Origin of the sequence: Pseudarthrobacter sp. NS4 (assembly GCF_024758005.1) — a bacterium.
Classification (GTDB): Bacteria; Actinomycetota; Actinomycetes; order Actinomycetales; family Micrococcaceae; genus Arthrobacter.
The window spans coordinates 3,864,094-3,887,884 of record NZ_CP103288.1 but is presented as its reverse complement, the minus strand read 5'-3'; the positions used below and the strand labels follow the sequence as shown (position 1 = coordinate 3,887,884).

Annotated in this window: 24 protein-coding genes and 1 pseudogene; 15 read left to right on the top strand and 10 right to left on the bottom strand. The window is 63.3% G+C overall.

All coding sequences use genetic code 11. The annotated features are described in order from the left end of the window. Positions 1 to 8 precede the first annotated feature (8 nt). The 5 genes from uxaC (at position 9) to NXY83_RS18310 (ending at position 5,238) form a co-directional block, all read left to right on the top strand. On the top strand, positions 9 to 1,415 hold the full coding sequence (gene uxaC / locus NXY83_RS18330) for a glucuronate isomerase (protein WP_258803638.1): 1,407 nt from the start codon (positions 9 to 11) through the stop codon (positions 1,413 to 1,415). Continuing rightward, the gene (locus tag NXY83_RS18325) at positions 1,412 to 2,872 is read left to right on the top strand and encodes a mannitol dehydrogenase family protein (RefSeq protein ID WP_258803637.1); all 1,461 of its coding nucleotides are present in this window, start codon (positions 1,412 to 1,414) and stop codon (positions 2,870 to 2,872) included. The genes uxaC and NXY83_RS18325 overlap by 4 nt, the downstream gene beginning before the upstream one ends. Then, positions 2,869 to 4,098, top strand: coding sequence for a D-mannonate dehydratase ManD (gene manD, locus NXY83_RS18320; RefSeq protein ID WP_258803636.1), 1,230 nt, complete (start codon positions 2,869 to 2,871; stop codon positions 4,096 to 4,098). The genes NXY83_RS18325 and manD overlap by 4 nt, the downstream gene beginning before the upstream one ends. Further along, positions 4,095 to 4,622 carry a gluconokinase gene (locus NXY83_RS18315; protein WP_309484100.1) on the top strand — a complete coding sequence of 176 codons (528 nt, stop codon included), beginning with the start codon at positions 4,095 to 4,097 and terminating at the stop codon, positions 4,620 to 4,622. The genes manD and NXY83_RS18315 overlap by 4 nt, the downstream gene beginning before the upstream one ends. A gap of 157 nt (positions 4,623 to 4,779) precedes the next feature. Then, entirely contained in the window at positions 4,780 to 5,238 is a 459-nt protein-coding gene (locus NXY83_RS18310) for a MarR family winged helix-turn-helix transcriptional regulator (RefSeq protein ID WP_258803635.1), read from the top strand. A gap of 1,014 nt (positions 5,239 to 6,252) precedes the next feature. Here the strand turns inward: NXY83_RS18310 and NXY83_RS18305 are convergent. The 3 genes from NXY83_RS18305 to NXY83_RS18295 are packed head-to-tail and all read right to left on the bottom strand — an operon-like array spanning position 6,253 to position 8,408. Further along, entirely contained in the window at positions 6,253 to 6,669 is a 417-nt protein-coding gene (locus NXY83_RS18305; RefSeq protein ID WP_258806328.1) for an MBL fold metallo-hydrolase, read from the bottom strand. Then, positions 6,623 to 7,372 (bottom strand): MBL fold metallo-hydrolase, encoded by a 750-nt coding sequence (locus NXY83_RS18300; protein WP_258803634.1) that lies wholly within the window; start codon positions 7,370 to 7,372, stop codon positions 6,623 to 6,625. The genes NXY83_RS18305 and NXY83_RS18300 overlap by 47 nt, the downstream gene beginning before the upstream one ends. Then, on the bottom strand, positions 7,365 to 8,408 hold the full coding sequence (locus NXY83_RS18295; protein ID WP_258803633.1) for a carbon-nitrogen hydrolase family protein: 1,044 nt from the start codon (positions 8,406 to 8,408) through the stop codon (positions 7,365 to 7,367). Before NXY83_RS18295 ends, NXY83_RS18300 begins: the two co-directional genes overlap by 8 nt. A gap of 174 nt (positions 8,409 to 8,582) precedes the next feature. On the opposite strand from NXY83_RS18295, the gene NXY83_RS18290 reads away from it, so the two are divergent. Next, positions 8,583 to 9,533, top strand: a complete 951-nt coding sequence (locus NXY83_RS18290; RefSeq protein ID WP_258803632.1) for a helix-turn-helix transcriptional regulator — start codon at positions 8,583 to 8,585, stop codon at positions 9,531 to 9,533. A gap of 259 nt (positions 9,534 to 9,792) precedes the next feature. On the opposite strand, the pseudogene NXY83_RS18285 reads toward NXY83_RS18290, so the two are convergent. Then, positions 9,793 to 9,930, bottom strand: a pseudogene (locus NXY83_RS18285) (cysteine desulfurase); the annotation flags it as partial. A gap of 77 nt (positions 9,931 to 10,007) precedes the next feature. After that, positions 10,008 to 10,202 (bottom strand): hypothetical protein, encoded by a 195-nt coding sequence (locus NXY83_RS18280; RefSeq protein ID WP_397427607.1) that lies wholly within the window; start codon positions 10,200 to 10,202, stop codon positions 10,008 to 10,010. Between the two features lie 103 nt (positions 10,203 to 10,305). Here NXY83_RS18280 and NXY83_RS18275 point away from each other — a divergent pair, with 103 nt between their 5' ends. Next, positions 10,306 to 10,785: a MarR family winged helix-turn-helix transcriptional regulator gene (locus NXY83_RS18275; protein WP_258803630.1), complete on the top strand. Its 480-nt coding sequence runs from the start codon at positions 10,306 to 10,308 to the stop codon at positions 10,783 to 10,785. A gap of 147 nt (positions 10,786 to 10,932) precedes the next feature. Here NXY83_RS18275 and NXY83_RS18270 read toward each other — a convergent pair whose 3' ends face one another. Then, on the bottom strand, positions 10,933 to 11,328 hold the full coding sequence (locus tag NXY83_RS18270; RefSeq protein WP_258803629.1) for a winged helix-turn-helix transcriptional regulator: 396 nt from the start codon (positions 11,326 to 11,328) through the stop codon (positions 10,933 to 10,935). Between the two features lie 86 nt (positions 11,329 to 11,414). Here NXY83_RS18270 and NXY83_RS18265 point away from each other — a divergent pair, with 86 nt between their 5' ends. The 6 genes from NXY83_RS18265 to NXY83_RS18240 all read left to right on the top strand — a co-directional run bounded on the left by NXY83_RS18265 (position 11,415) and on the right by NXY83_RS18240 (position 16,470). After that, the gene (locus NXY83_RS18265; protein ID WP_258803628.1) at positions 11,415 to 12,020 is read left to right on the top strand and encodes an NAD(P)-dependent oxidoreductase; all 606 of its coding nucleotides are present in this window, start codon (positions 11,415 to 11,417) and stop codon (positions 12,018 to 12,020) included. A 120-nt stretch (positions 12,021 to 12,140) separates the two neighbouring features. After that, positions 12,141 to 12,773, top strand: coding sequence for a DsbA family protein (locus NXY83_RS18260; protein WP_258803627.1), 633 nt, complete (start codon positions 12,141 to 12,143; stop codon positions 12,771 to 12,773). Positions 12,774 to 12,923: 150 nt separating this feature from the next. Further along, the gene (locus tag NXY83_RS18255; RefSeq protein ID WP_258803626.1) at positions 12,924 to 13,739 is read left to right on the top strand and encodes a thymidylate synthase; all 816 of its coding nucleotides are present in this window, start codon (positions 12,924 to 12,926) and stop codon (positions 13,737 to 13,739) included. A 152-nt stretch (positions 13,740 to 13,891) separates the two neighbouring features. Next, complete coding sequence (locus tag NXY83_RS18250; protein ID WP_309484099.1) at positions 13,892 to 14,488, top strand: DUF1990 family protein; 597 nt, start codon at positions 13,892 to 13,894, stop codon at positions 14,486 to 14,488. 307 nt (positions 14,489 to 14,795) lie between these two features. Beyond that, on the top strand, positions 14,796 to 15,290 hold the full coding sequence (locus tag NXY83_RS18245) for a MarR family winged helix-turn-helix transcriptional regulator (RefSeq protein WP_258803625.1): 495 nt from the start codon (positions 14,796 to 14,798) through the stop codon (positions 15,288 to 15,290). Positions 15,291 to 15,633: 343 nt separating this feature from the next. Next, positions 15,634 to 16,470, top strand: a complete 837-nt coding sequence (locus NXY83_RS18240; protein ID WP_258803624.1) for a methylenetetrahydrofolate reductase — start codon at positions 15,634 to 15,636, stop codon at positions 16,468 to 16,470. Positions 16,471 to 16,675: 205 nt separating this feature from the next. Here the strand turns inward: NXY83_RS18240 and NXY83_RS18235 are convergent, their stop codons facing one another. Further along, positions 16,676 to 18,040, bottom strand: a complete 1,365-nt coding sequence (locus NXY83_RS18235; protein ID WP_258803623.1) for an MFS transporter — start codon at positions 18,038 to 18,040, stop codon at positions 16,676 to 16,678. Between the two features lie 133 nt (positions 18,041 to 18,173). Between NXY83_RS18235 and NXY83_RS18230 the strand changes: the two genes are divergently transcribed. Both NXY83_RS18230 and NXY83_RS18225 read left to right on the top strand, forming a co-directional pair. After that, positions 18,174 to 18,953, top strand: a complete 780-nt coding sequence (locus tag NXY83_RS18230; protein WP_258806326.1) for an IclR family transcriptional regulator — start codon at positions 18,174 to 18,176, stop codon at positions 18,951 to 18,953. Positions 18,954 to 19,085: 132 nt separating this feature from the next. Beyond that, a complete protein-coding gene (locus tag NXY83_RS18225) occupies positions 19,086 to 20,234 on the top strand; it encodes a 4-hydroxybenzoate 3-monooxygenase (RefSeq protein ID WP_258806324.1) in 1,149 nt (382 codons plus the stop codon). A 464-nt stretch (positions 20,235 to 20,698) separates the two neighbouring features. Here the strand turns inward: NXY83_RS18225 and NXY83_RS18220 are convergent, their stop codons facing one another. The 3 genes from NXY83_RS18220 to NXY83_RS18210 all read right to left on the bottom strand — a co-directional run bounded on the left by NXY83_RS18220 (position 20,699) and on the right by NXY83_RS18210 (position 23,609). Beyond that, positions 20,699 to 21,115: a nuclear transport factor 2 family protein gene (locus NXY83_RS18220; RefSeq protein ID WP_258803622.1), complete on the bottom strand. Its 417-nt coding sequence runs from the start codon at positions 21,113 to 21,115 to the stop codon at positions 20,699 to 20,701. Continuing rightward, positions 21,112 to 22,740, bottom strand: a complete 1,629-nt coding sequence (locus tag NXY83_RS18215; RefSeq protein ID WP_258803621.1) for a bifunctional 3-(3-hydroxy-phenyl)propionate/3-hydroxycinnamic acid hydroxylase — start codon at positions 22,738 to 22,740, stop codon at positions 21,112 to 21,114. Before NXY83_RS18215 ends, NXY83_RS18220 begins: the two co-directional genes overlap by 4 nt. Before the next feature lie 155 nt (positions 22,741 to 22,895). After that, complete coding sequence (locus tag NXY83_RS18210) at positions 22,896 to 23,609, bottom strand: IclR family transcriptional regulator domain-containing protein (RefSeq protein WP_258803620.1); 714 nt, start codon at positions 23,607 to 23,609, stop codon at positions 22,896 to 22,898. Between the last annotated feature and the right edge of the window lie 182 nt (positions 23,610 to 23,791).

Sequence of the window (23,791 nt, the reverse complement as noted above, 5' to 3'; positions counted from 1 at the left end):
CTGACGAAATGTCACAGTCGATTGCCGCCCACCCCGACAGGCTCCTGCCCGCAGATCCCGGGACGCGCAGCATCGCGCGTTCCTTGCTGGAGCGTGTGCAGGACCTGCCCATCATTTCCCCGCACGGCCACGTTGACGCCGCAGTCATCGAGCAGAACACGCCGTTCCCCGATCCTGCCGCCCTCCTGGTCAGTCCGGACCACTACGTCACCCGGCTGATCCATGCCAGCGGGGTCCCCATGGACCGGTTGCGCGACGGAGCGACGTCGGCACCCACATCGCGTGAGGTCTGGCGGACGTTTGTGGAATCCTGGCCGCTGTTTGAAGGCACGGCCTCGGGCTACTGGCTGCGCACCCAGCTCGATTCCGTGTTCAAGCTGGGTACAGACCTGGGGGAGATGTCGGCTGATGCCAGTTATGACGCCCTTGCCGCCAAGCTCCAGGAGCCGGGCTTCCGGCCGCGGGAGCTGTTCAAGGACTTCAACATTGAAGTCCTGGCCACCACGGATGATCCCTTGGACACGCTGGAAAGCCACGAGGCCATCGCCCAGGACCCGAGCTTTCATGGGCGTGTCCTGCCCACCTTCCGCCCCGATGCCTACCTGAACATTGCCCACCCGTCGTGGTTGGAGAACGTGGACCGGCTCATCGCGGCAGCGGGCGACGGCGGCACGGGCTATGGCGCCTACCTCACCGCGCTGGAAAACCGGCGCCGCTATTTTGTGGAGCACGGTGCCGTCTCGGCGGACCATGGCGTGCTGACCCCGGCGACGCTCAAGCTGGACCCTGCTGCTGCGGCGAAACTGTTCGACCGTGCCCGCTCCGGCAAGGCAACCGCCCAGGACCGTAATGACTTCGAAGCCCACATGATGTACCAGATGGCCCGGATGTCCGTGGAGGACGGCCTGGTGATGACCATCCACCCAGGTTCGTACCGCAACCACCACGAGCCCACGTTCAACGCCTTCGGCGCGGACACCGGGCACGACATTCCGTTCGCGGTCAACTACACAGAGGCCATCCGCCCCGTGCTGCAGGACTTCGGCACCGCGAAGGACTTCCACCTGGTGCTCTTCACGCTGGACGAGACCGTGTTCTCCCGCGAACTCGCCCCGTTGGCCGGGTTCTACCCGTCCGTCTACCTGGGCGCGCCGTGGTGGTTCCTGGACGCCCCCGATGCGATGCTGCGGTTCCGCTCCGCCGTTACCGAGACGGCCGGCTTCTCGCGTTCCTCCGGATTCATCGACGACACCCGGGCCTTCTGCTCCATTCCGGCCCGGCACGACGCCTCCCGCCGGATCGAGGCATCGTTCCTGGCCCGGCTCGTAGCGGAACACCGGGTCAGCGAGGACCGCGCGCACGAACTCATTATCGACATCGTCGATGCCTCCCCCCGGCGGGTGTTCAAGCTGTGAACACTGAACTTCGAACCCCTGCCCGGCCCGCTGCAGCCGCGGAACTTCCGCGGCTGAGCCGTGCACTCCGCCCTGCCCCGAAAGCCCCGGTCCGCATTGTCCACCTGGGCTTGGGGGCCTTCCATCGTTCACACCAGGCCTGGTACACCCAGCAGGCAGGGGACGCCGCGGAGTGGGGGATTGCCGCCTTCACCGGCCGCCGTCCCGACGCCGCCGCCGCGCTGGCTGACCAGGACGGGCTGTACACCCTGGTGGAACGGGCAGAGACCGGCGACTCCTTCACGGTGGTTGGCAGCATCGTCGAGGCGGTGGACGGCGCAGACGTAAAGCGGCTTGCCGAACTCGTCGCTGCGCCCGGCACTGCCGTGGTCATGCTGACCATCACCGAGGCCGCCTACGGCCTGGGCACTGACGGAAAGCTCGACACGGCAGCGCCCGACGTCGCCACCGACCTTGCGCTGCTGGGTTCCGGCAACGGAACCGCGGCCACGCCGCTGGGAAGGCTGGTGCTGGCACTCGCCGCCCGCCGCGACGCCGGGTCCGGGCCCATCGCCGTGGTCTGCTGCGACAACCTTTCCAATAACGGCGCCGTTGCACGGCAGGCGGTGGCCGGATTCGCCGGTGCGCTGGATGCCGGGCTCGCCGCCTGGATCGACAGCAACGTCAGCTTCGTCAGCACCTCCGTTGACCGCATCACCCCGCGGACCACCGATGAGGATGTGGCTGACGTCCAGGCCGCGTGCGGCTACCGCGATACGTCACCCGTAGTGGCAGAACCCTTCTCCAGCTGGGTGCTGAGCGGTCAGTTTCCCGCCGGCCGTCCCCGCTGGGAAGACGCCGGTGCCCTCTTCGTGGCAGACATCGAGCCCTATGAGAACCGAAAACTGTGGTTGCTCAACGGCGCGCATTCCATGCTGGCCTACGCCGGGCAACTGCGCGGCCACAGCACAGTAGCGGAGGCGCTGGCGGACCCGGTGTGCCGCCAGGCGGTGGAAGCTTTCTGGGACGAGGCCGAGGCCAACCTTCCCGCCGGGGAGCTGCAGATCCCCGCCTACCGTGCCGCGTTGCTCGCGCGGTTAAGTAACGCCAGGATTGCCCACAACCTCTCACAGATCGCCATGGATGGCAGCACCAAGCTGCGGATGCGCGCCGTTCCGGCCCTCCAGGCGGAACGCGCCGCCGGCAGGTCCGGTGCTGCCGCTGCGTCCATGATCGCGGCCTGGATGGACTACACCGCTGCAAGCACATCCTTTCAAGACCCGCTGGCTGACGCCGTGGACGCCGCAAACCTGCTCACCGACACTAACCGGACCCGTGCCCTGCTGGCCCTGGCGGACCCCACATTGGCCGCTAACGACGCCGTGGTCCAACTCATCGAGAGCTTGCAGGAAAGCTTCGACAAGCCCGCTTCCACTTCAACTGAGGCACTTGCCTCCCCTCGAAAGGATTCGCTGTGAAAATCATTGCCGCCGACGTCTTCGTAACCAGTCCGTCCCGGAACTTCGTGACCCTCCGGATCACCACCGAGGACGGTGTCACCGGCATCGGTGACGCCACCCTGAACGGCCGGGAGCTCGCCGTCGCCGCGTACCTAAAGGAACACGTTGCGCAGCTGCTGATCGGCAAGGACCCGCACCGGATCGAGGACACCTGGCAGTTCCTCTACCGCAGCTCCTACTGGCGCCGCGGACCGGTGACGATGGCTGCGATCGCCGCCGTCGACATGGCGCTGTGGGACATCAAGGGCAAAATGGCCGGCATGCCGGTCTACCAGCTGTTGGGCGGGGCGTCCCGCAACGGGCTGCGCGCCTACGGCCATGCCTCCGGCGCGGACCTACCTTCCCTCTTTGATTCTGTGCGCGAGCACCTGGAACTGGGGTACAAGTCCATCCGCATCCAGACCGCCGTCCCCGGCATTAAAGCGGTCTACGGCGTGGCCGCGCAGGCACAGGCCTCCGGCGAACGCTACGATTACGAACCCGCCGGCCGGGGCACTTTCCCGCTGGAGGAGGACTGGGACACCCGCGCCTACCTTCGGCACCTGCCCACCGTGTTCGAAGCCGTCCGGAACGAGTTCGGCCCCGAGATCCCGCTGCTGCACGACGGCCACCACCGGATGACGCCCATCCAGGCCGCCAAGCTCGGCAAGGCCCTAGAACCCTACGACCTGTTCTGGCTCGAGGACTGCACCCCGGCCGAAAATCAGGAGGGCCTGCGCCTGGTCCGCCAGCACACCACCACCCCGCTGGCCATCGGTGAAATCTTCAACACCGTCTGGGACTACCAGACCCTCATCAAGGAACAACTGATCGACTACGTCCGCGCGGCCTCGACCCACTTCGGCGGGATCTCCCCCCTGAAGAAGGTGATGGACTTCGCCGCGCAGTACCAAATCAAGTCCGGCTTCCACGGCCCCACCGACATCTCCCCGGTGGGCTTCGCCGCGCAGCTGCACGTGGGCCTGGCCATCCACAACTACGGCATCCAGGAATACATGCAGCACTCGGAGAAGACCAACGAGGTCTTCGAGCAGTCCATGACCTTCGTGGACGGCTACCTGCACCCCGGGGACAAGCCCGGCATCGGTGTGGAATTCAACGAGGAAGCCGCGGCGGCCTACCCCTACCAGCAGGCCTACCTGCCCTACAACCGCCTCATCGACGGAACGGTCCACGACTGGTGAACGCTTCCAACCCCAACACCGGCCAGCCCAAGCTCCGCGTCATCGTGATGGGAGTCTCCGGCTGCGGCAAGACCACCATCGGCGACCTCGTCGCACGGGAGCTTGGCGTCCCGTTCCTTGACGGCGATTCCCTCCACCCGGTGGAGAACGTCGCCAAGATGGCAGCCGGCGTACCACTGACGGACGAGGACCGCTGGCCGTGGCTCGCCACCGTGGGCACCCAGTTGGCCACCGCGGGCGACGGCGGCATGGTCCTGGCGTGCTCCGCGCTGCGCCGCTGCTACCGCGATGCCGTCCGGCAGCAGGCTCCGGACGCTGTCTTCCTGCATCTGCACGGCAGCAAGGAAGTGCTCAGCCAGCGCCTTGAGGGCCGGTCGGGGCATTTCATGCCGCCGGCGCTGCTTGAGTCCCAGCTCGCCACGCTGGAACCACTCGCGGCCGACGAAGCTGGCGTTGTGGTGGACATCGCAGCACCCATCCAGCAAGTAGTATCCGCGGCTTTATCGATTCGCGGGACCGCATAAGCTCCCAACAGCAGATCATGAAGAAACCAGCGAAGCCAAGGCCGCTTCAGAAGACCACGCTGAACTCTTCAAGCAGGTCCTCCAACTCAACGGCTGAGCACGAAACACTAAACCATTGAGTCCGCGGACTTCTTCCCGGCCCTCCGGGAATACCGAAATGACACTGAACCCCGGCACGGCAGCGAATCTGGTGTCCGAGATATTTGATCTCCAACGGGCAGTGCGTTGCATCGCTTCCGCCAGCTCGCGAGGGGAAGGAATTGGCCCAGCACTGCACTTCGTACTTCGGCTCGTAAATGAGGGGGAGTGCCGGGCCACCAGGCTCGCCGAGCGACTTGGTGTTGGTACTCCAGTTCTCAGCCGCCAAATCGCGGAGTTGGAGGAACAGGGTTTGGTGGTCCGGAGGAAGGATCCTGATGACCGCCGGGCCCACGTCGTAGCCCTAACACCGCTGGGCGCGGACAAGCTTGAGCACCTGGAAGGCAAGCGGTCAGCCATGTTCCAGGAGTATCTATTGGACTGGACCGAGGGCGATGCTACGAGAGCGGCAGACGTCCTTCGTCAACTCACTAAGTCGCTAAGAAGTGATCCCGGGCGTCAGGAAGACACTGCCTAATGCCCTTAGCCAAAATGCAAACCCCAGCCTCACCGCTCACTGCTGCACGTCGACATGACTACAGCCATCTGCACTCACATCAAGTGTCAGCCTTTAACCCGGGAAACACTAGATTCGCCGCGGAACGGGAGTTATAGCAGCTACTTCTACTCCCGTACTTTAAGAGCCGATAACGGATACTCCGTCAACCTGCCTCGGCAGGGCAAACCGTACTTGCTGATCACGCGGACGGAACTGGTGGCGACTCTGATCCGTCCATGGCTGGGGTCAATTCAGGTTGTCCCCGGCTGGAAGTGGGAGCCGTTGGGGTAGCTCCCTGGTAGCAGTAGCGGTGGATAACCTATGAGAATTGTCCCCGGCTGTGGGCGGGGGGACCGGACTCCTCGTTCAAACGTAGATCAATTTCGGTTGTTCGGAGGGCCAGGCAAGGAGCCGTGTGTCAGGTTGGGGTGTGCCCTAGCTGGACGGGCACACCCGTGCCCGATTCTCCAGATTTTCGGAAGTCCGGGCCCGGGTACACACGAGGCCAAAAAGATGGACACGCCGCGCTCTGCGATACAGGCCAGCGTAGACAGGCCGAGCCATTAACTTTCTGCGTGCCCGTTGCTATCTGCTTTCCCGTAGGCGCCAGACGAGTGCGCCCGCTGTACGCGTAAACAGTTTGCGTCCGGCGCCGGAATCCAGGTGCAGCCAGAGGATTAGTCCGTCCTCAGTTACAGCATCAACACGACCGGATAATTCAGGTCCTTCATCTTGGACGATGGCAACCTTTTCTCCGGATGCGAGCATGGTCCAGTCCCGAATGTAGCCGGCATCACCGGGGGGTAAGAATGTTGTCTTTCGACCTTCCGCAGTACGCGGTGGACGTAGCAGGGGTCGCCCTCGGGCCATGATCGTCCTCCCTAAATTGTCTGTAACGGCCGGGTCGGAAAGGCACGTTAGGTCCCGCGCCGGAATGGTGTGAGCTCGGCACGAAACGCTGACGTATGGCGCTGGGAAATCCTGCCTGCGTCGTCAGCGCAGGAGGCGGCTCAACGGTACGTCCTGGAGCTCCTGGCATACGTGTGTCCCTCCGGTGAACCCGGCATTACGGGCTGAGTTCTTCAGGGCCTGTTCCCATTCGCGGTGCGCGAAGGCGTCTGGCACCAAGTGGGTCAGGGCCACTGCGCGTACGCCGGAGTCCCGGGCGATCCGGCCGATCTCGGCGACGTCGGTGTGGACTTCGCGCATGTGCTTCATAGTGGTCTCGTTCCATCCCATGCGGGCGGCGGAGGATTCAAGCTCAACAGCTTCGTGTACCAGCAGGTCAGCTCCCTGCGCCAACCGTATGAGGTTGCTTGAGACGGCCGTATCGCCGGAGAAGACGACGCTGCCGTGGTCGGTATCAAACCGGTAGGCAAGTGCTGGATAGGCCGCTCCATGCGGAACCAGTGACCCGTACGTTTTCGTCCTCCATCACGGGGAAGGGCGCGGTGTCCGGGTGCGGGTTGGACCAGGATGCGCCGGCCGCTTCGGGGACATGGACCTCATGTGCACGGATCATTTCCGCGGGGTTCCCAATGAACCGCTCAGCGATAAAGAAGTTTGCCGAGCCGTTGAATGCTTGGGTGACCAGGCGCAGAAGCTCTGCCGTACCTGGCGTCTGCTGGTCCGGATTCGCCCACTTTGGACCGGGACCAAGGTCAGCGGCCGGGGTGCCGGCACTGCCCGGCCCGTAAAGGTCGATCGGTTCCTTGTACGTGTACTGCGTGGGAAACTGTGCGGCCGAGACGGCGTAGCTGCCGAGGTCCATGCAGTGGTCGGCGTGCAGGTGGCTCAGGAAAATCGCCTTGAGCGACGCCACGTCCAGCCCTGCGCGTACGAATTGGGTGAGAGAAGCGCGCCCGCAGTCCATCAGGTATGTTCTGCCGTTAACGACCAGTGCTGTGGAGATCCCGGACCGGTCCGGGGCCGGCGGGGGTCCACCCTGAATCCCGAGGGGGACCACCGCGAAGCGCGTGTTCCGGTGCGCTGACTGCCCCGCAGGTGCGGAGGCTGTCGCCGCTGGAGCGGCGGCGACAGTGAGAGCCAGGGCGCTGGTGGCTGCGGCCGCTCCCAGGAACGCCCTTCTGTCGGTGCTTCGGGCCTCACACATGCGTTGGCCTGTCTGTCTCTGAGGCTCCGTCCCACTGAATGTCCGCGTCGGATGCCGGCTCGGTTTGAGCAGGCGTCTTGGGCATGGTGCTGCGGCGGATGACCGGGGTGCGGGGGGTGTCGTCAAAGATCAGCCGCGTGACGTCCGCGCGGGCGTAGTGGCCTGCGGGGTCGACGGTGTTCTTGGCCAGGTCGATGTCCGCCAGATCAATGTCAGCGTAGACGATGCCTTCCTGGGTGGGGTCCAGGGGTTCAGTGATGAGGCCCGAGTGCGGGCCGTAGACACGTGCGTAGCCTCCGCCGCCTGTGTAGACGGGCGTGGGTCCTCCGTCTGCTGTCGGGAATTTGCGGGCCCCGTCATCGGACATGATCTGGGTGGCGGTGATGACGAAGGCGCTGCCTTCGAGGGCGTACGTCTGGGAGCAGGCCATGAGGGATTCGGGGCTCAGGGCCGGCACGTTGCCCAGGATCCCGAGGCAGGGCCAGCCGGCGACGTGGATCTGTTCGTTCTGCGCGTACATGGCGTATTTCGTCAGCGGCTGGAGGTGCTCGAAGCACTGCAGCGCCCCGAGGCGGCCCAATGGCGTGTCGATGACCTTGATGCTGCTGCCGTCGCCTTCCCCGAAGAGGGTCCGCTCGGCGTGCGTGGGCTTGAGCTTCCGGCGGTGCTGGATGATCTCCCCGTCGGGGCCGATCAGGGCCTGGGCCATGTAGAGCGAGCCACCGTCTTTTTCGCTGAAACCCACGATGACGGTGATGGAGTGCCGCTGAGCCGCTTCGCGGATCTTGGCTAGCTGAGGCCCGTCTATGGTGGGTGAATTGGCGTGGTAACGGGCGACGAACTCCATCTGCTCGTACACCGGGTAGGACCAGAGGAACACGGGGTAGCCGGGGATCCACGTTTCCGGGAACGCGACCAAGTCGGCTCCCCCGGCTGCGGCCTCGGCAATCAGGTGGACGGTCTTTTCCGCCGTCCCGTCAATGTCCAGCCAAACCGGTTCGGCCTGAACGGCAGCAACCCGCACCTTCTCGCTCATCAATACTCCTCGTTATGCTTAGATGGTGCTTCCAAATTTATGATGGGGATCACTTAAAAACGTTGGCAATTTCTGCAGGCCCATCTACTATTCCTGCAGGTTCAGACTTCCCCTGCTGAAACAGGTGCTCGTGTCGTGCTCGTGCTGGGTAGTCGGAGGGACGCAATGACGGACGTGACCGTTACTGATGTTCTGGCTTGGCAGGATGCAGCGAGCCGGGCATTCGTACCGCTGCTGTGCACGGCCCCCGGACCCGGTTTCGTCGCACATCTTGAGTCCGTTGCCCTCTCCGGCGGGGTATCTCTGGCGCGGGTCCAGTCGGGGCCTCTGCGGGTGGAGCGTCCCGAACGTTTGGCCCGCCGGAATGATGGTGACGACATTCTCATGTCGCTGCAGCTGCAGTCGACCGGGGCTGTCCAGCAGCACGGGCGGACTGCTGTTCTGGTTCCTGGAACGGCAGCCCTTTACGAAATCAACCATCCTTATCTGTTGGACCAGCCGCAATCAGGGCAGGACCTGATCGTCCTTCGCGTTCCACGCCGGCTTCTGGGGCTAAAGGACCGGTTTGTCACGGACCTTTGCGGGCGGACAATCGACCAATCCGTCCCCGGCATGGCTGCTTTCAGCGGTTATGCCGCTGGATTGATGGCTGGCCGCGGCCAGATGGATGACCGTGCACGAGTTGAGTTAGGGCACATCAGTACTGATTTACTCTCGCTCGCCCTGCGCTCTTTCGCGGGACTCCAGCGGACCTCGTGGAGCGATGATGAGACCTTGTTGGAATCCGCGAAGGGGTACATCAGGCGCTGTCTCGCTGACCCGGATCTTTCGGTTGAACGACTGGCCAGCGCAGAGAACGTCTCCGTCCGCAAGCTCCACGAAGTCTTCGCGGCGATTGGGGAAACGCCGGCGGCGTACGTACGGCGCCGGCGCATGGAACGCGCTACCGCCCTCCTCGCTGCGAGGGCACAAACCCGCCAGAGCGTGGGATCCATTGCGATCGCGTGTGGATTCCGCGACACATCCACCTTTGTCCGGGCTTTTACACGCGTCTACCAGTGCACTCCCACACAATGGCCACTTACGGCCGCACGGGCAGCCGCCCCCGTGGCATCTGCAGACTAGGCTCGGACGAGAAGCCTTCCAGCGGCAAGAAGCGGGTGTTGGTGCCGTCTATGGTCATGCCAACGTCATCTTGGATGACGTGGGCATAACAGTTGATGCTCGGACCTGCCGCAGCGCCGTAACGGGTTCGGCTCCAACAGCCGGGGAATTGGCATAGAACGTCTACGGTCCGAGAACCTGTTCAGTCTCAGCCACCGCCGGTCGCTGGTACTCGATAGGCCGCCCCACGGTGGACGGCGGCGTTGCGTTCCTGGTATTACGCCCGCTCAGCTTCAATGACCGGGAAGGGGTTCTGGGAGGTGGCGCCGGAATCCAGGTAGATCAGGGGTTTGCCGTTGACCTCCTGGTCCAGAGCAGGAAACTGGCCGCGGATGCGCAGCACTTCGGCGTTATCGATGCCTCCGGCATTTATTGCGGCCGTCGCATCGGCTGCCTCACGCGCTCCTGCCTGCAGGGATGGGGTCGCTGCTAACGTCACCTCAGCGACTTATCGTCAGGGTTCTTGGGCACGACGTAGGTGCTGCCGTCCGGACGGCGGAGGGTCTCCCACTGCTGGGTTTCAGCCTGGCGCTTCTCGAGCAGTTCCTGGTTCTCTTCGGTCATGTCGTGGTCGATCGCGCTCTTGTTGGCGGGACCGAAGACTGCCCGCAGTTTGCCTGTGGCGTTCATGAACTTGTGTACGAAACTCACTGTTCTTTCACCTGACTTCCGTGTGCCTGTCGAATACATCAATAGTACACTAATTGTTAGAGGGCTAATGATTGGAGCAATGATGACTGAGGTAGCAAGTCGGCAGGGGACTGAGAACGACCTTCTGCTTGAGAAGCAACTGTGTTTCGCCATAAGCGTCGCGGCCAGGAGCGTGGTTGGCGCCTACAAGCCCGTCCTGGAAAGGCTCAACCTGACCCATCCGCAATATCTGGTGATGCTCTCCCTGTGGGAGAGAAGCCCGCAATCGCTTCGGGAGATCAGCGGTGCGCTGGATCTCGAGCCGGCGACGCTGTCGCCGCTCCTTCGCCGCCTCGAGACCGCCGGCCTGATAACACGCCGGAGGGTACCGGGAAACGAACGCGCACTGGCCGTCGAGCTGACAGCAGCAGGTTCTGCCCTGCGGGCCGAATCGCTGTCCGTGCCGGAGACCATGATGCAAAGGCTCGGCCTCAACCGGGAGGATGTCATGCAACTCCACGCGGCGATGACGCGGCTCATCGACGCTACAAAGGCGAGCCGCGGCCAAGGCACTGCAGACTAGCTGGATAGTTTCAGCTACCCCCGGCGGCGGCGTTCGCCGTCTAACGGCACGCAAGGTGGCCTGGCCGGGGCAGTGGCGTGCACCTATCAAACGTCGGAATTCAGATACTACTTGGTTTCTGCCCGTGGGCAGGGGAGGCTGCTGTTGTCAGCGGCCGGCCAGGAGTTCCTCGTCGCGGGAGTCGTCATACTCGTCCCGTGCCTTGAGGATTTCGGGCACGTGGCTCTCAGCCCAGGCACGTAATTGGGCCAACGGCACCAGCAGGGACCGGCCCGTTTCGGTCAACTCATAATCGACCCTTGGCGGAACCGTGGGATGCACGGTGCGGGTGACGAGCCCATCGCGCTCCAGTGCACGCAGGCTCTGCGTCAGCACCTTCGGCGTCACGGTGTTGACCATGTTCTTCAACGCAGTGAACCGCACGGGGCCATCGGCGAGGACCTGGATGATCAGTGACGCCCACTTATCACCGATGCGTTGGAAAATCACCCGGGAGGGGCAGTCAGGATCAAGGATGTTGGTTGTCCTGCTATTGGTATCCATTTGGGTACTCAGTTCCTTTGAAGCTATCAGTATCTAATAAATACTATAAAGGGGTATCACCAAGACATCAACCACGAGGAGAACACGTGAAGATCGCAGTCTACGGAGCCACCGGCATGGTCGGCAGCCAGATTGTCAGCGAAGCGCTGACCCGAGGCCACGAGGTGACGGCCGTTTCCCGCCGCGGGGCAGAAGTTGCCGGCACCCAGGTCCAGGCAGCTGACCTGGCAGACGCGGCAACCTTTGCCGCTGTCGCAGAAGAACACGACGCTGTCGTCCTGGCCACTGGCCCCAGCCGCACCGGCGGAGACCACGGGGAATGGCTCACCGCGATGAAGACCGCCTACTCCAACGCCAGCGGCACCCGCCTGCTGGTCGTGGGCGGCGCAGGTGCCCTGGAAATCAACGGTACCCGGCTAGTTGACACCCCTGAGTTCCCCGAAGCCTACAAGGCCGAGGCCCTCACCCTCGGTGCAGCCTACGACGCCATCAGGGAAGCCCCGGCAGACCTGGACTGGACCATGCTCGCACCGGCCCCTGTCATCCAGCCCGGCGAACGCACCGGTACGTACAACACTGCCAAGGACTCCCCGGCCGGGGACAGCATCTCCACCCAGGACTACGCGGTGGCCATGCTCGACGAAATTGAGCGCCCGGCCTACCGCAACGCCCGGTTCACCGCCGCCAACTGAAGCGGCTTACTAAACACCCACAGCTAAGCAGTGCCGTGCGGGCAGATCATCTTCTGGCCGCACGTTCTGGCCGCACGGTACGCCGCGCGGTAAACCTCAACACCTATGCAAAGGACCACCATGACTTCCACCAAACTGACCTACGTCTTCGATGCCTACTGCGGCTGGTGCTACGGCTTCGCCCCGGCACTGCACGAACTGGCCCAGGACGAAGGCATCGACATTGAGGTCATCAGCGGCGGCCTCTTCAGCGGCCACCACGCCGGCCCCATCGGTGCGCTGCCGCACATCCCCGGGGCCAATGCGCGGATTGCAGCCCTCACCGGAGTCCGCTTCGGTGAAGCCTACGGAACAGTTCTCTCAGACGGAACCCTGCACATGGATTCCGACGACGCCGGGACAGGGCTGGTCGCGCTGAAAGAAGCATCGGGCGGCAAAGACCTGGACATGGCAGCAGCCATGCAGCACGCGTTCTACATCGACGGACTCAGCCTCTCCGAAACAGGAACATACCGCACCATCGCAACCCGTGAAGGCCTGGATCCGGACCTTGTGGAAAAGCTCTACACCGATCCCGGCACCCGGGAAAAGGCATTATCGGAACAGGAACGCGTTGCAGATCTCGGAATCCACAGCTACCCCACCCTCCTCATGCACACAGCTGCAGGTCCGGTGAAAATAGGTAGCCCGGTCTACTCGGCCCAGCAACTGCGCAAGGCACTAAAAGACCTGCAGGAAGCCCAGCCCAGCTGAGCTCCCACCGTTCTTGGAAGGACGACGGTAACTGGGTTCCGGTATCAGGCATCAGCAGTTGCATCAGTCCACAACCGTGCTTTTATTTCCGATCCCGCTCACAGGCGGGCAGCCTCTCGCCTGTACAACTTCCGATGGAGGGAAGTGCCGATGATCCCCACCCCTTATGAGGATCTGCTCCGAGAGGTACTCGCCCAGGGCACCCACAAATCGGACCGCACCGGCACCGGCACGCGCAGCGTGTTCGGACGACAGTTGCGGTTCGATCTCACCCAGGGCTTTCCCCTGGTCACTACCAAGCGGGTGCATTTCAAATCCGTTGCCGTGGAACTGCTGTGGTTCCTCCGTGGGGATTCGAACATCCAGTGGATGCAGAACCAAGGGGTAAGCATCTGGGACGAATGGGCAGACCCACACGGTGAGCTCGGCCCCGTCTACGGGGTGCAATGGCGGTCCTGGCCCGCCCCGGACGGCCAGCACATCGATCAAATCGCAGCAGTAATGGACTCCCTCAAAGCCGATCCCTACTCCCGCCGGCACATCGTCTCCGCGTGGAACGTCGCTGAAATCCCCGGCATGGCCCTACCCCCATGCCACACCCTCTTCCAGTTCCACGTAGAGCCAGCGCCCTCCGGCCCCGACAGGCTCAGCTGCCAGCTCTACCAACGCAGCGCAGACCTGTTCCTCGGAGTGCCGTTCAACATCGGCGCCTACTCCCTGCTTACCGAGATGATCGCCCATCAACTCGGCCTTGCCGCCGGAGAATTCATCTGGACCGGCGGGGACTGCCACATCTATGACAACCACATCGATCAGGTCCGGGAGCAAATCCTGCGTGCCCCGTTCCCATCGCCTCGATTGTCCTTCCGCCGCCGTCCGGACACCCTTTTTGACTACACCTGGGAGGACCTCCAGCTTCTGGGCTACCGCCATCACCCAGCCATAGCCGCGCCGGTGGCAGTGTGAACACCCCTCCACCAGAAACCGTTGCACGGACTGGGTGAACCGGGGGCACGGCCACTACAGCGAAGCCAGCACCGCCGGGCCCGGAAAGCCCTGAAGAGGAACAAACGAAATCGGGTCACAACCTGGCTGGTTGGCCCCGACCCTGGAACAGGATGTCAACAACGAGTAAAAAACAAGTCCGCCCATACAACTACACCGAAATTGGTGCCACGAAGAGAACGGACGCACCCAGTCCCATGCGCCGCGGCTACCGGGCCAATGAAGAACGGATTCAGATCGGATCCGGCCAACGGCGGTGGGAGCACGCATGGAAGGAAACACTTTCCTGGGGCATCCAACGCAAATCCGGCTATACAGTCCTACCCTTTCATCCTCCGCAGCCGCACCCCGGAGCCCACCCAGCTCCGCATGCTGCAGAACCTACTCCTGAATTGGCCCGGGAAGGAATGGAAGTCCTGCTTCAAAAGCGCTTCGGCCCGCTTCGATTGAAGATGCCCGTCCGTGTCGTCTACACGATCGACGAACCTGCCCGTAAGGGATTCGCGTTCGGAACCCAGAAAGGACACCCGGTCAGCGGCGAAGCGGCGTTCATCGTCAAACGAAATCCTGACGACTCGGTTTGGTTCACCCTGCGCTCACTCAGCGGTCCCGGAAAGGGCCTCTGGCTCTTCGCCCACCCCATGGTGCTCCTGCTACGCACAGGAATCCGGAACTCCTATATCAAGGCCCTTGCCGGACCAATCTCCTGAACCCAAAGAAACTGCATCCGTTCCCCGAAAAAGAACCGGGCGGAGCGTATTTCATAGGTGGCCATGCTTCTCGGCGAACTCAACTCCGTCGGTGTCCCCGCGCCACGGCCAGGCCTATCTCGCCGAGACCTACACCGGCTGGCCCCGGCCTGAATGTACTAACCACCGACCTTAAACCAGGTTCGGGGTGGTCTGGTGAGATGAGGAGGACCTCCGAGGCGAGTGAGCTCTCAAGAGTCCAACACCACGCATGACGTCCTCGTGTAGGCTAACAGTTAGGGTTCTAACCTATGGAGACGTGATGACCATGACGACCATCAAACCGGCTGCGGCGCCCGCTGCCGAGGAGGACCTGCTGCTGGAGAGGCAACTGTGCTTCGCCCTGACAGTGGCTTCCCGGAGCGTGGTAGCCGCCTATAAGCCCGTGCTTGAACGTATGGGGCTGACCCACCCGCAGTACTTGGTGATGCTGGCGCTGTGGGAAAAAAGTCCCAGGTCCGTACGCGAAATCAGCGACGAACTCGACCTCGAACCGGCGACGATCTCCCCGCTGCTTCGCCGGCTGGAGTCCGCCGGCTTCATCTCCCGTCGCAGGGCCGCAGGTAACGAGCGATCCCTCGCGGTCGAACTGACTGCCGCGGGGGCCGCGCTCAGGGCTGAGGCCTTGTCCGTTCCCGAGACGATGATGCGGAAACTGGGGCTGGAACGCGAAGATGTGGTTCAGCTGCATGAAGCGATGACGCGTCTTATCGCTGCCACAAAGGGACAGCAGCCGGCCGCAGGCGCGGTCAGTTCGTCCTGACCGAACAGGTCCGGGCCGCTGGTTGCGGTGAGGGCCGTGGCCTCCTTTCACTTTCAGCCTGTCGTCTTAACCGGCGACGGGCAGGTACTCCTTGCCCACCCAACATTTCAGGAGAAGACACCCATGGCAAAGACATCCCTGAGAGGAGCCAATTTGGAGATTGTTGATAGGGCGAGCTTCCCTGCTCTTATGTCCACTTGTGCGGTCATCCTCATGGCCCAGGCTGCCGTCGGATTCTGCTCTGTCAAGCTGAACTGCTTCTTCTCAGAAAAGCCAGGTGAGGGGGATGTCTAGCCTCGACAGCCACTGCCGATCCGCCACCCAGTCCGATGGACCTTACGCCTTGGAAGTTGCGGCCAAAGACATCGCGCAAGTCGAGGCCGCCAAGGCTGACATTCCACCGGGAACACCGATCAACATCGCGTTCCTCGGAAATGAGGATCATGCCCAGCGCATCAAAGCTGCACGGGTAATACGAGCATGCGGTTTCGAGCCCGTCCCGATAATTTCCTCGCGCCGCCTGCGCTCGGAGCGGGACCGCGATTATCTTCTCGACGCCCTGGTTGCAGAAGCAGCCCCGTCGCGGATAATCCTCGTGGGCGGTGACCCGGCCGTCCCTGCCGGTCCCTTTGAGGACTCGCTGGCCCTCTTGAGAAGCGACCTCCTGGAACGGCATTTCATCCGCCAGGTGGGTATCGTGGGATATCCAGAAGGACACCCTAAGGTCGACACCGACACGCTCTGGCGCTGTTTGAAATGGAAGTTCGGCTTTCTCCAGGATGCAGGTTGCTCGGTCGAGATTACGACCCAGTACGGATTCGACGCCGATGCCGTTGTGCAGTGGATAGAGCGCCTGCGCCGTGAAGGAATCGATGCGCCCGTCCGCATTGGCGTGCCGGGGCCGGCCAGTGTGGGAAAGCTCCTGAGATACGCCAAGCAGTTTGGCTCGGTGCCATCGGCAGCTATCGCCCGGAGATATGGGCTCGCGGTGGACGACCCTGACCACCGCTTCAGTCCTGAGCGCTATTGGGATCACCTCGCAGCCGGGCTGGACGGCGGGAACCTCGGAGCTGTCCTGTATCACCTTTATCCGTTCGGCGGGATCATGGAAGGCGTTCAGTGGATGAACAGCCGCCTGTCCAAGGGTTATCCCACGTCCACCCTTGGGCGCATGGGATGACGGTCCCCGCTCCGTGATGCCCTGCAATTGTCCCGGTAAAAGTTCGGCTTTCAGGGCGGCTAGCAGTTAGCTCCGATGGTTCGGGAGCGAGGGCCGATGCCTCCTGCCCCCTGCGGGGTATGTCCGTCTTCCCGTAGTGCCCGTCAATGATGGCAATGCCGCTGAGGCGCCCACGCTCCCACCCACACGGGGGCAGAAGGCTGGATCAGGATTTCCCGATGGCGGGTGCCTGGTTCGGTGCCGGGGTGATGGTGTGGGGGACGGTCGCCAGGGCAATGACCGCCAGCACGGCCGCGGCGCCGAAGACGTAGAAGCCCCAAGGGTAGGCGATGCCGGCGGACACGAGCGATCCGGTGACGGCCGGGCCCATGATGGCGCCAAGACGACCCACGCCGGCCGCGAAGCCGAGCGCTGTTCCGCGGAGCCGGGGCGGGAAGAGCTGGCTGACCCAAGCGTAGACCAGCACCTGCGAGCTGAAGACGAAGACGCCGGTGACGAAGACGGCAGCGTTAAGCAGGAACTCGTTCTGGATCTTGACGCTGAGCACGGCGAGGAACACGGCGGAGAGGCCGAACCACAGCAACACGATCTTCTTGGTCCCGTGCTTGTCGGCCAGGATGCCGGCAATGATCAGCCCCACGACGGCGCCCACGTTTAGCACGAGCAACAGGACCAGGCCGGTGCTCACGGTGTAACCGGCCGAGGACATGAGCTGGGGCAGCCAGGTGTTGAGGCCGTACACGAGCAGGAGCCCCATGAAGGATGCCACGGCAATGCCCAGCGCAACCAGCGGGTAGGGCTTTTTCGTGAGGTCGCGGAAGCTGGCACGCTCACCGGAGGCATCCGCCGGCACGAGCGATGCGGGCGCGGCTTCCGGCTCGGCTGCCGGGACGGCAATCGGGCGGTGTGTCCGCGCAGTGTGGACCGAAGCGGGCGCAGGGGCCGCTGGAGCCGCTACATCCCGGGCGTCCTTGCCGTGTTCCGTCTGGACAGGAGGCAGAGTTTCCGGGAGCCGGAACCACAGGAACGGCACCAGAACGAATCCGGCCACCCCGCCGACCACAAACATGATGCGCCAGTCAGGGACCACGAGGATCGCCAGAAACGCGGTGGCGACGGCGCCCACGTGGTATCCGGTCATCGTCCGCGTGGTGGATTTCCCTGCTGTGCCGGTCGGTGCGTAGTCATTCATGTATGCCAAGGCCGCAGGCAGGCAGGCCCCCAGCCCAACGCCAGCCAGCAGCCGGAAGATGCCAAACACGGCCACGTTGGGGGCAAACACCACAGCGAGAGTGAACAGTGAGAACCATGCCACGCAGGCCACGAGCAGGCGGCGGCGTCCGAAGCGGTCGGAAAGCGGCGCGATGAACAGCGCGCCGATGCCCACGCCAACCAGCGAGATAGTGGCTGCATACGTGGCCCCGACAGCGTCGAAACCAAGATCCTGGGTCTTGATGAGAGTGGGAATGACGGTGCCGAGCACCACCAAATCGAATCCGTCCAGAACCATGGCGAGCCAGCAAAGCCAAACGGGCCATTGGGAACGACGGGCGGCCGGGAGCGTAGTCATAGGAACCTCATTGTCCGGTTGCAAAGGTGGGAATGAAAGGGAGTGGCCGGTGCAAGCGAAGCCCGACATGAGATTTGTATCACCTGACGATGTAATCTAGGACAACCCAAACCATTCAATGGAAGAAGCAACTGTGGCCAATTCCGACTCCGGTGATTCTGTGGTGGACCGCGTGGTTCGCGTTATCGCCGCTTTCCCCGAAGGCGTCTCCGTCCTGCAACTATCCGAGCTCGCCGCCCGCGCGCAGCTTCCGCTGACTACAGCGCACCGGCTGGTCCGGCAACTAGCCGCGCACGGTCTCCTGGAAACCACTCCCGGCGGTTCCGTACGGCTGGGGTTGCGGCTTTGGGAGATCGTGAACCGCAATTCACCGACGCTGGCATTGCGGCAGGCGGCGATGCCGTTCATGGAAGACATCCAACACGTGCTGAACCAGAACGTGAATCTGGCAGTGCTTGACGGCTGGGAGGCCCTGTTTATCGAGCGGCTCTCCCGCCGCGGCTCCGTGGCCAACCGCGCGCAGATCGCGGGCCGCCTCGCAGTTCATATCTCCTCCGCCGGTCTGGCACTGATGTCCTATCAGCTGCCGTCCGTGCAGGCCGAGTACCTCGGGCAGTTCAAGGATCCTGCCGGAAAGGTCACGGAGGAGAACCTCCGCGCACTGCTCGCCGAAGCCAACCACTTGGGGTACGCGCAGCTGGCCGGCGTCATCGACCCTGACACCTGGGGGATCGCGGTTCCGGTGCTTGATGGCAAGAAGCGCGCGGTGGCCGCTCTCGGCGTCGTCGTTCCGTTGAAAGAGGTGCGCCTGCAGGCGCTGGTCCCTGCGCTGCAGACTGCCGCCAGGGGCATCGCGCGGCGGCTGGGCGAAATGGAGCCCGGAACAGGTTTCCGTTCAATGGAATCGGTGTAACGCCGTTCACACTCTCCGGCGCACACTGTTAGGCAGAAGTAACGTCGGCCCCAGTTTTCATGCCGAGGGCCCCGCAACGAAGCGAGGAACATCGTGGCAGCACGCAAAGTCATTAAAACCCAAGTCGCCATCATGGGCGCCGGCCCCGCGGGTCTAATGCTCTCCCATCTGCTGGCCAAGGCCGGCATCGAATCCACGGTGATCGAAATCCGCAGCCGCCAGGAGATCTCCGAGACGGTCCGCGCGGGCATCCTCGAACAAGGAACGGTGAACATGCTGGTGAACAGCGGCGTTTCGGACCGGGTGTTGCGTGAAGGCGACCGGCACGACGGCATCGAACTGCGTTTCAACGGCGAAAACCACCGCATCGACTTCAAGGAACTGGTGGGGGAGTCGGTCTGGCTCTACCCACAGACCGACGTGTTCATGGACCTCGCCGCACGGCGCGAGGCCGACGGCGGTGACGTCCGGTACAGCGTCACGGACACCACCGTCCACGACCTGGAAGGGTCCCCCAAGGTCTGGTTCACCGATGCCGACGGCATTGACTACGAACTGCAGGCCGATTTCATCGCCGGGGCCGACGGCTCGCGCAGCCACTGCCGCTTCCAGATCCCCGAGGCCCACCGCAAGTGGTACTTCCACGAATACCCGTTCGCCTGGTTCGGCATCCTGGCCGAAGCTCCCCGCAGCGCCGACGAACTCATCTACGCCAACTCCGCCAACGGCTTCGCGCTGATCAGCCAGCGCACCGAGACGGTGCAGCGGATGTACTTCCAGTGCGACCCGAACGAGGACGTGAACAACTGGAGCGAAGATCGCATCTGGGAGGCCTTCCGGAGCCGGGTCAACGGCAACGGCTTCGAGCTGAAGGAGGGTCCGGTCATCGACAAGATGGTCCTGAAGTTCCGCAGCTTCGTGCACACTCCGATGCGGCACGGCAAGCTGTTCCTGGCCGGGGACGCCGCGCACACCGTCCCGCCGACCGGCGCCAAGGGCCTGAACCTGGCCATCCACGACGTAAAGGTGCTCTTCGAGGGCTTGGAAAGCTACTACAGCACCGGCTCCACGGCGCTCCTGGATTCCTACAGCGACCGAGCCCTCGACCGCGTGTGGAAAGCACAGCAGTTCTCCTACTGGATGACCTCGATGCTGCACACCCCAGCGGACGCCGATGACTTCTCCCGCGCACGCCAACTCGGCGAACTCAACTCCGTGGTGTCCTCACGTCACGGCCAGGCCTACCTCGCCGAGGCATACACCGGCTGGCCCTCCGCCTAGCCCCTCTGCAATCCCGCCGTCGCCGCAGGTCGCGAACGGAGGAAAGTAAAGCGGTAAGTGATCCGGGGAGTCCCGGGTGACAACGCCGATAACGGATATTCCGTCAACCTGCCTAAGTCGGGCAAACCCCTGCCTGATGATCACACGGCCGGAACTGGCGGCGACTTTCATCCGTCCGTGACTGAGGTCAAGTCAGGTTATCCACGGCTGGAAACTGGGAGCCCTTGGGGTAGCTCCTTGGCAGCAGTAGCGGTGGATATAGCCTATGAGAATTGTCCCCGGGGCAGGAATAGTTCGAAACTGAATGCCCGTGTACCAGTACTCCCTGAGCGTCTAAACCGGGGGCCGCAGCCAAGGGTTGCCATGAAGTCCCCGGCCTTCGACTGGTTGGGGCGGGAGGTGCCGCCTGTATTTCAGGTTTCATGTTGCGATGGATGGCAACTTCCCGCCCCAAGCTCTGAGGTTTAGTCTGTGATCACCCTATGCTCGGACCAGATGAGTCCGGCTGCAGCGGGGGTAAAGCGGCCGGTGTAGTGGCCAAGCGCTTCACAGACGGGAGCCGTGGGATCAGCCACGGACCATCGCTGGTAGATGGCTCTGTATTCGATGCAGTCCGTGCCCGGCTCGATCGTCAGGTTGCTGATCAGATGCCGGGTGCGCGATGGGTTGGGAAACACGGAGGCGAAGAACCCTGCGATGTCGCGGCGGCCCTGTACTGGGGGGTTGTTTTTGAAGTGCAGTTCGGCGTCGGCGAGCAGCGTTGCGGCTGTTTTCGGCTCTTGGTTGTCCATTGCCCGGGTATAGCGGGCCAGGCATTCTTCGATCGTGTGGCGGATCTCCGGCAGCGCCGTGGCGCTGCCGGAGGCAGGGAAAGTGGTCACAGTGCGGCAGCGTTGAGACCGGGTGTCTTCATGGTCTCGATGGGTGCACCGAGATCTGAGAGGAAGTCCCGGACCAAGGCGGGAAGTCCTTCAACCCCGGCGACGCCGTAGATGTAGAAGTCGGGACGGATGAGGACGGCGTCGGCGTCGAGGGCATCGAACCATTGGCCGTAGGCTCCGGTGGCGTCAACTGCTGTCGTATCCGAGGGCTCCAAGCCGAAGTCGATGATCTGGAATCCGAGCCCGGTCAGGCCGCTGGCCGCGTCTGCTGGAAGGTGGGCACGGGCATCGGCATTTCGGAGCAGCAGTGTCCCGGATGGGGCGAAGACGTCATCGAAGAGCGTCTGTCCTTCCCCGGCCTGGACGGGGGCCTGGATGGAGAGCGTGCCGCCGCCGGCGTCGGCACGGTGCAGGCCGTCACCGAGTTTGGGCAGCGGGCGGGGAGGAATCGAGGCGCCGTCGGCGATGTCTTTTGCCATTGCTGCGTCCCGCTTGGCCACTGCGTCGGGATCGGTGAGGCAGATGACTTCTCCGAGCTGCATGGACCGGTCGATGAAGTGCCGGACGTGTTCGGAGCGTTCCGGGCCGTAGCTGTCCAGCAGCGAATCGGGTGCGAGTTGCCGCAGGATCAGGTCGAGCTTCCATTCGAGGTTGGCTACATCCCGCAGGCCAGAGCACATGCCTTGCCCGGCGAAGGGCGGCATCAGGTGGGCGGAGTCTCCGGCCAGGAGCAGCCGGCCGCGGCGCCACTGGTCGCACCAGCGGGCCTGAAAGGTGTAAACGGTGTGGCGTTCCATTTTGGCGGTCTCGGGTGTGACGCCCCACGGCTCCAGGAGTTCCCAGGCCCGGCTTTCGGTGTTCAGTTCGTCCTTGGTCTCGTGTTCGAGGCGCATGAATTCAAAGCGCCGCCGCCCCGGCCCGCCGGGGACGACGGTGGTGGGCCGGGCGGGGTCGCAGAACTGTGAGGCAGGAGGGCTGATCTGCAGCGGCGTCATGGGGATAAGGTCCACGACGAGCCAGTCGTGGAAGTAACCGAGATCTGTCATCGGCGTGCCGATCCAGTCCCTAACCTTGCTGTTGGCGCCGTCGGCCCCGATGACGTACCGGGCGTTCAGTTCCCGACGTTCATCGGCAGCGTTCCGGATCTGCAAAAGGACCCGGTCTTCCGTTTCGGTGTGAGTGATCGCTTCCCACCCGCGCAGGATGGTCACCGAGGGGAGGTCGATAACCTTGGCGTCGAGGAAGTTTTCCATTCCGGGCTGGTAGAAGAAGTTGCTGACATTCCAGCCGGACGGGCCGGCTCCGCGCCAGTCCACGTGCAGAAGTGTCTCGTGGTTCGCGTTGCGCCATTCGTAGAAGTCGTCGTAGGGCTCCACAACCTCGGCCATGATGTTCGGCCCGGCGCCCACGGACTGGAAGATGCGCCCAATTTCGTCGTCGAAATGTACTGCGCGGGGGAGCGGGTAGACCCTCTCCTGGCGTTCGATAACGGCCACGCGATGGCCGCGGCGGCCCAGCTGCAGGGCGAGCAGCCGCCCGACCGGTCCGTAGCCGACGATGACTACATCGAAGTCCTCGGTGTGGGTTGCGGTGGCATGGGCGTCCTTGCCCGTTGACTGGCTCATGAGTGGTCGTCTTTCTGGTCCCGTTGCTGTTCCCGAAGGAAGAGGCTGGCGTCCGCCTAGCGGACACGTGTACGTTGCTTCTGGGTTTGATAGTGACAGACGGCGAACGGGGGTGTCAAGAGTCACACCGCTGGACGGCGTATTACCGACAGGGCCTAGGGTTTCAGGGACTTTACCGGCCGGGACTGCCAGCGCGTCCAGTCGCTTTCGGTTGCAGCCGCTGCCTCTTGAAGCAGGGGCAGGTATTCACCGGTCAGCTTGTCGAGACTCGTTTCCTGGGCGTGGACAGTGATGTTCATTGACGCGCGGACCACATCTTCTCCGTCGCGCACCCCCACAGAGATGGAGCGGACACCTGGGGCCAGTTCTTCGTCCGCCAGTGCCCAGCCCTGCCGGCGCACGCTGGCGAGAATCCGCAGGACACGTTCATCATCCGGATGGCTCGGTGCCGGGACGGTTGATCGGGAGGGTTGGGACAGGATCCGCAATGCATCCTCAGGGGCAAGGGCTGCGAGGAGCACTTTGCCCTGGGAGGTCAGCATCGCCGGGAATCTTGTCCCGACATCAACCCTGAGTGCGATCAGCTTAGGCACAGCCACCCGGGCAACATAGATGATGTCCGAACCATCCAGCTGAGCCATGGATGAGGACTCGCCGGTCTTCCCCACGAGGTCTTCCAGGTGGGGCCGGGCCATGTCCCATAGCCCGAGCGCTCCGATGTAGGCCATGCCCAGTTCCAAGACCTTTGGCATCAGAGTGAAGACGCCATTGGTTGCCCTGACATAACCGAGCTCCTCCAGGGTCAGCAGGATGCGCCGGGCCGTGGGGCGCGCCAGATCCGCCGACTGAGCCACCTGACTCAGGCTCATGTGCGGCTGTTCTGGTGAAAAGCAGCGCAGGACATCCAATCCGCGCGCCAATGCCTCGATAAAGTCCGGACCTGTACCCCGCTGCGCCATCACGCACCTCCTGTTGTCTGGTGAGCCTTGACACATCCGCGCCAAAAGCTCATTCTATAAATATCCCACATCTTCGGACGGTTGTCCGCTAG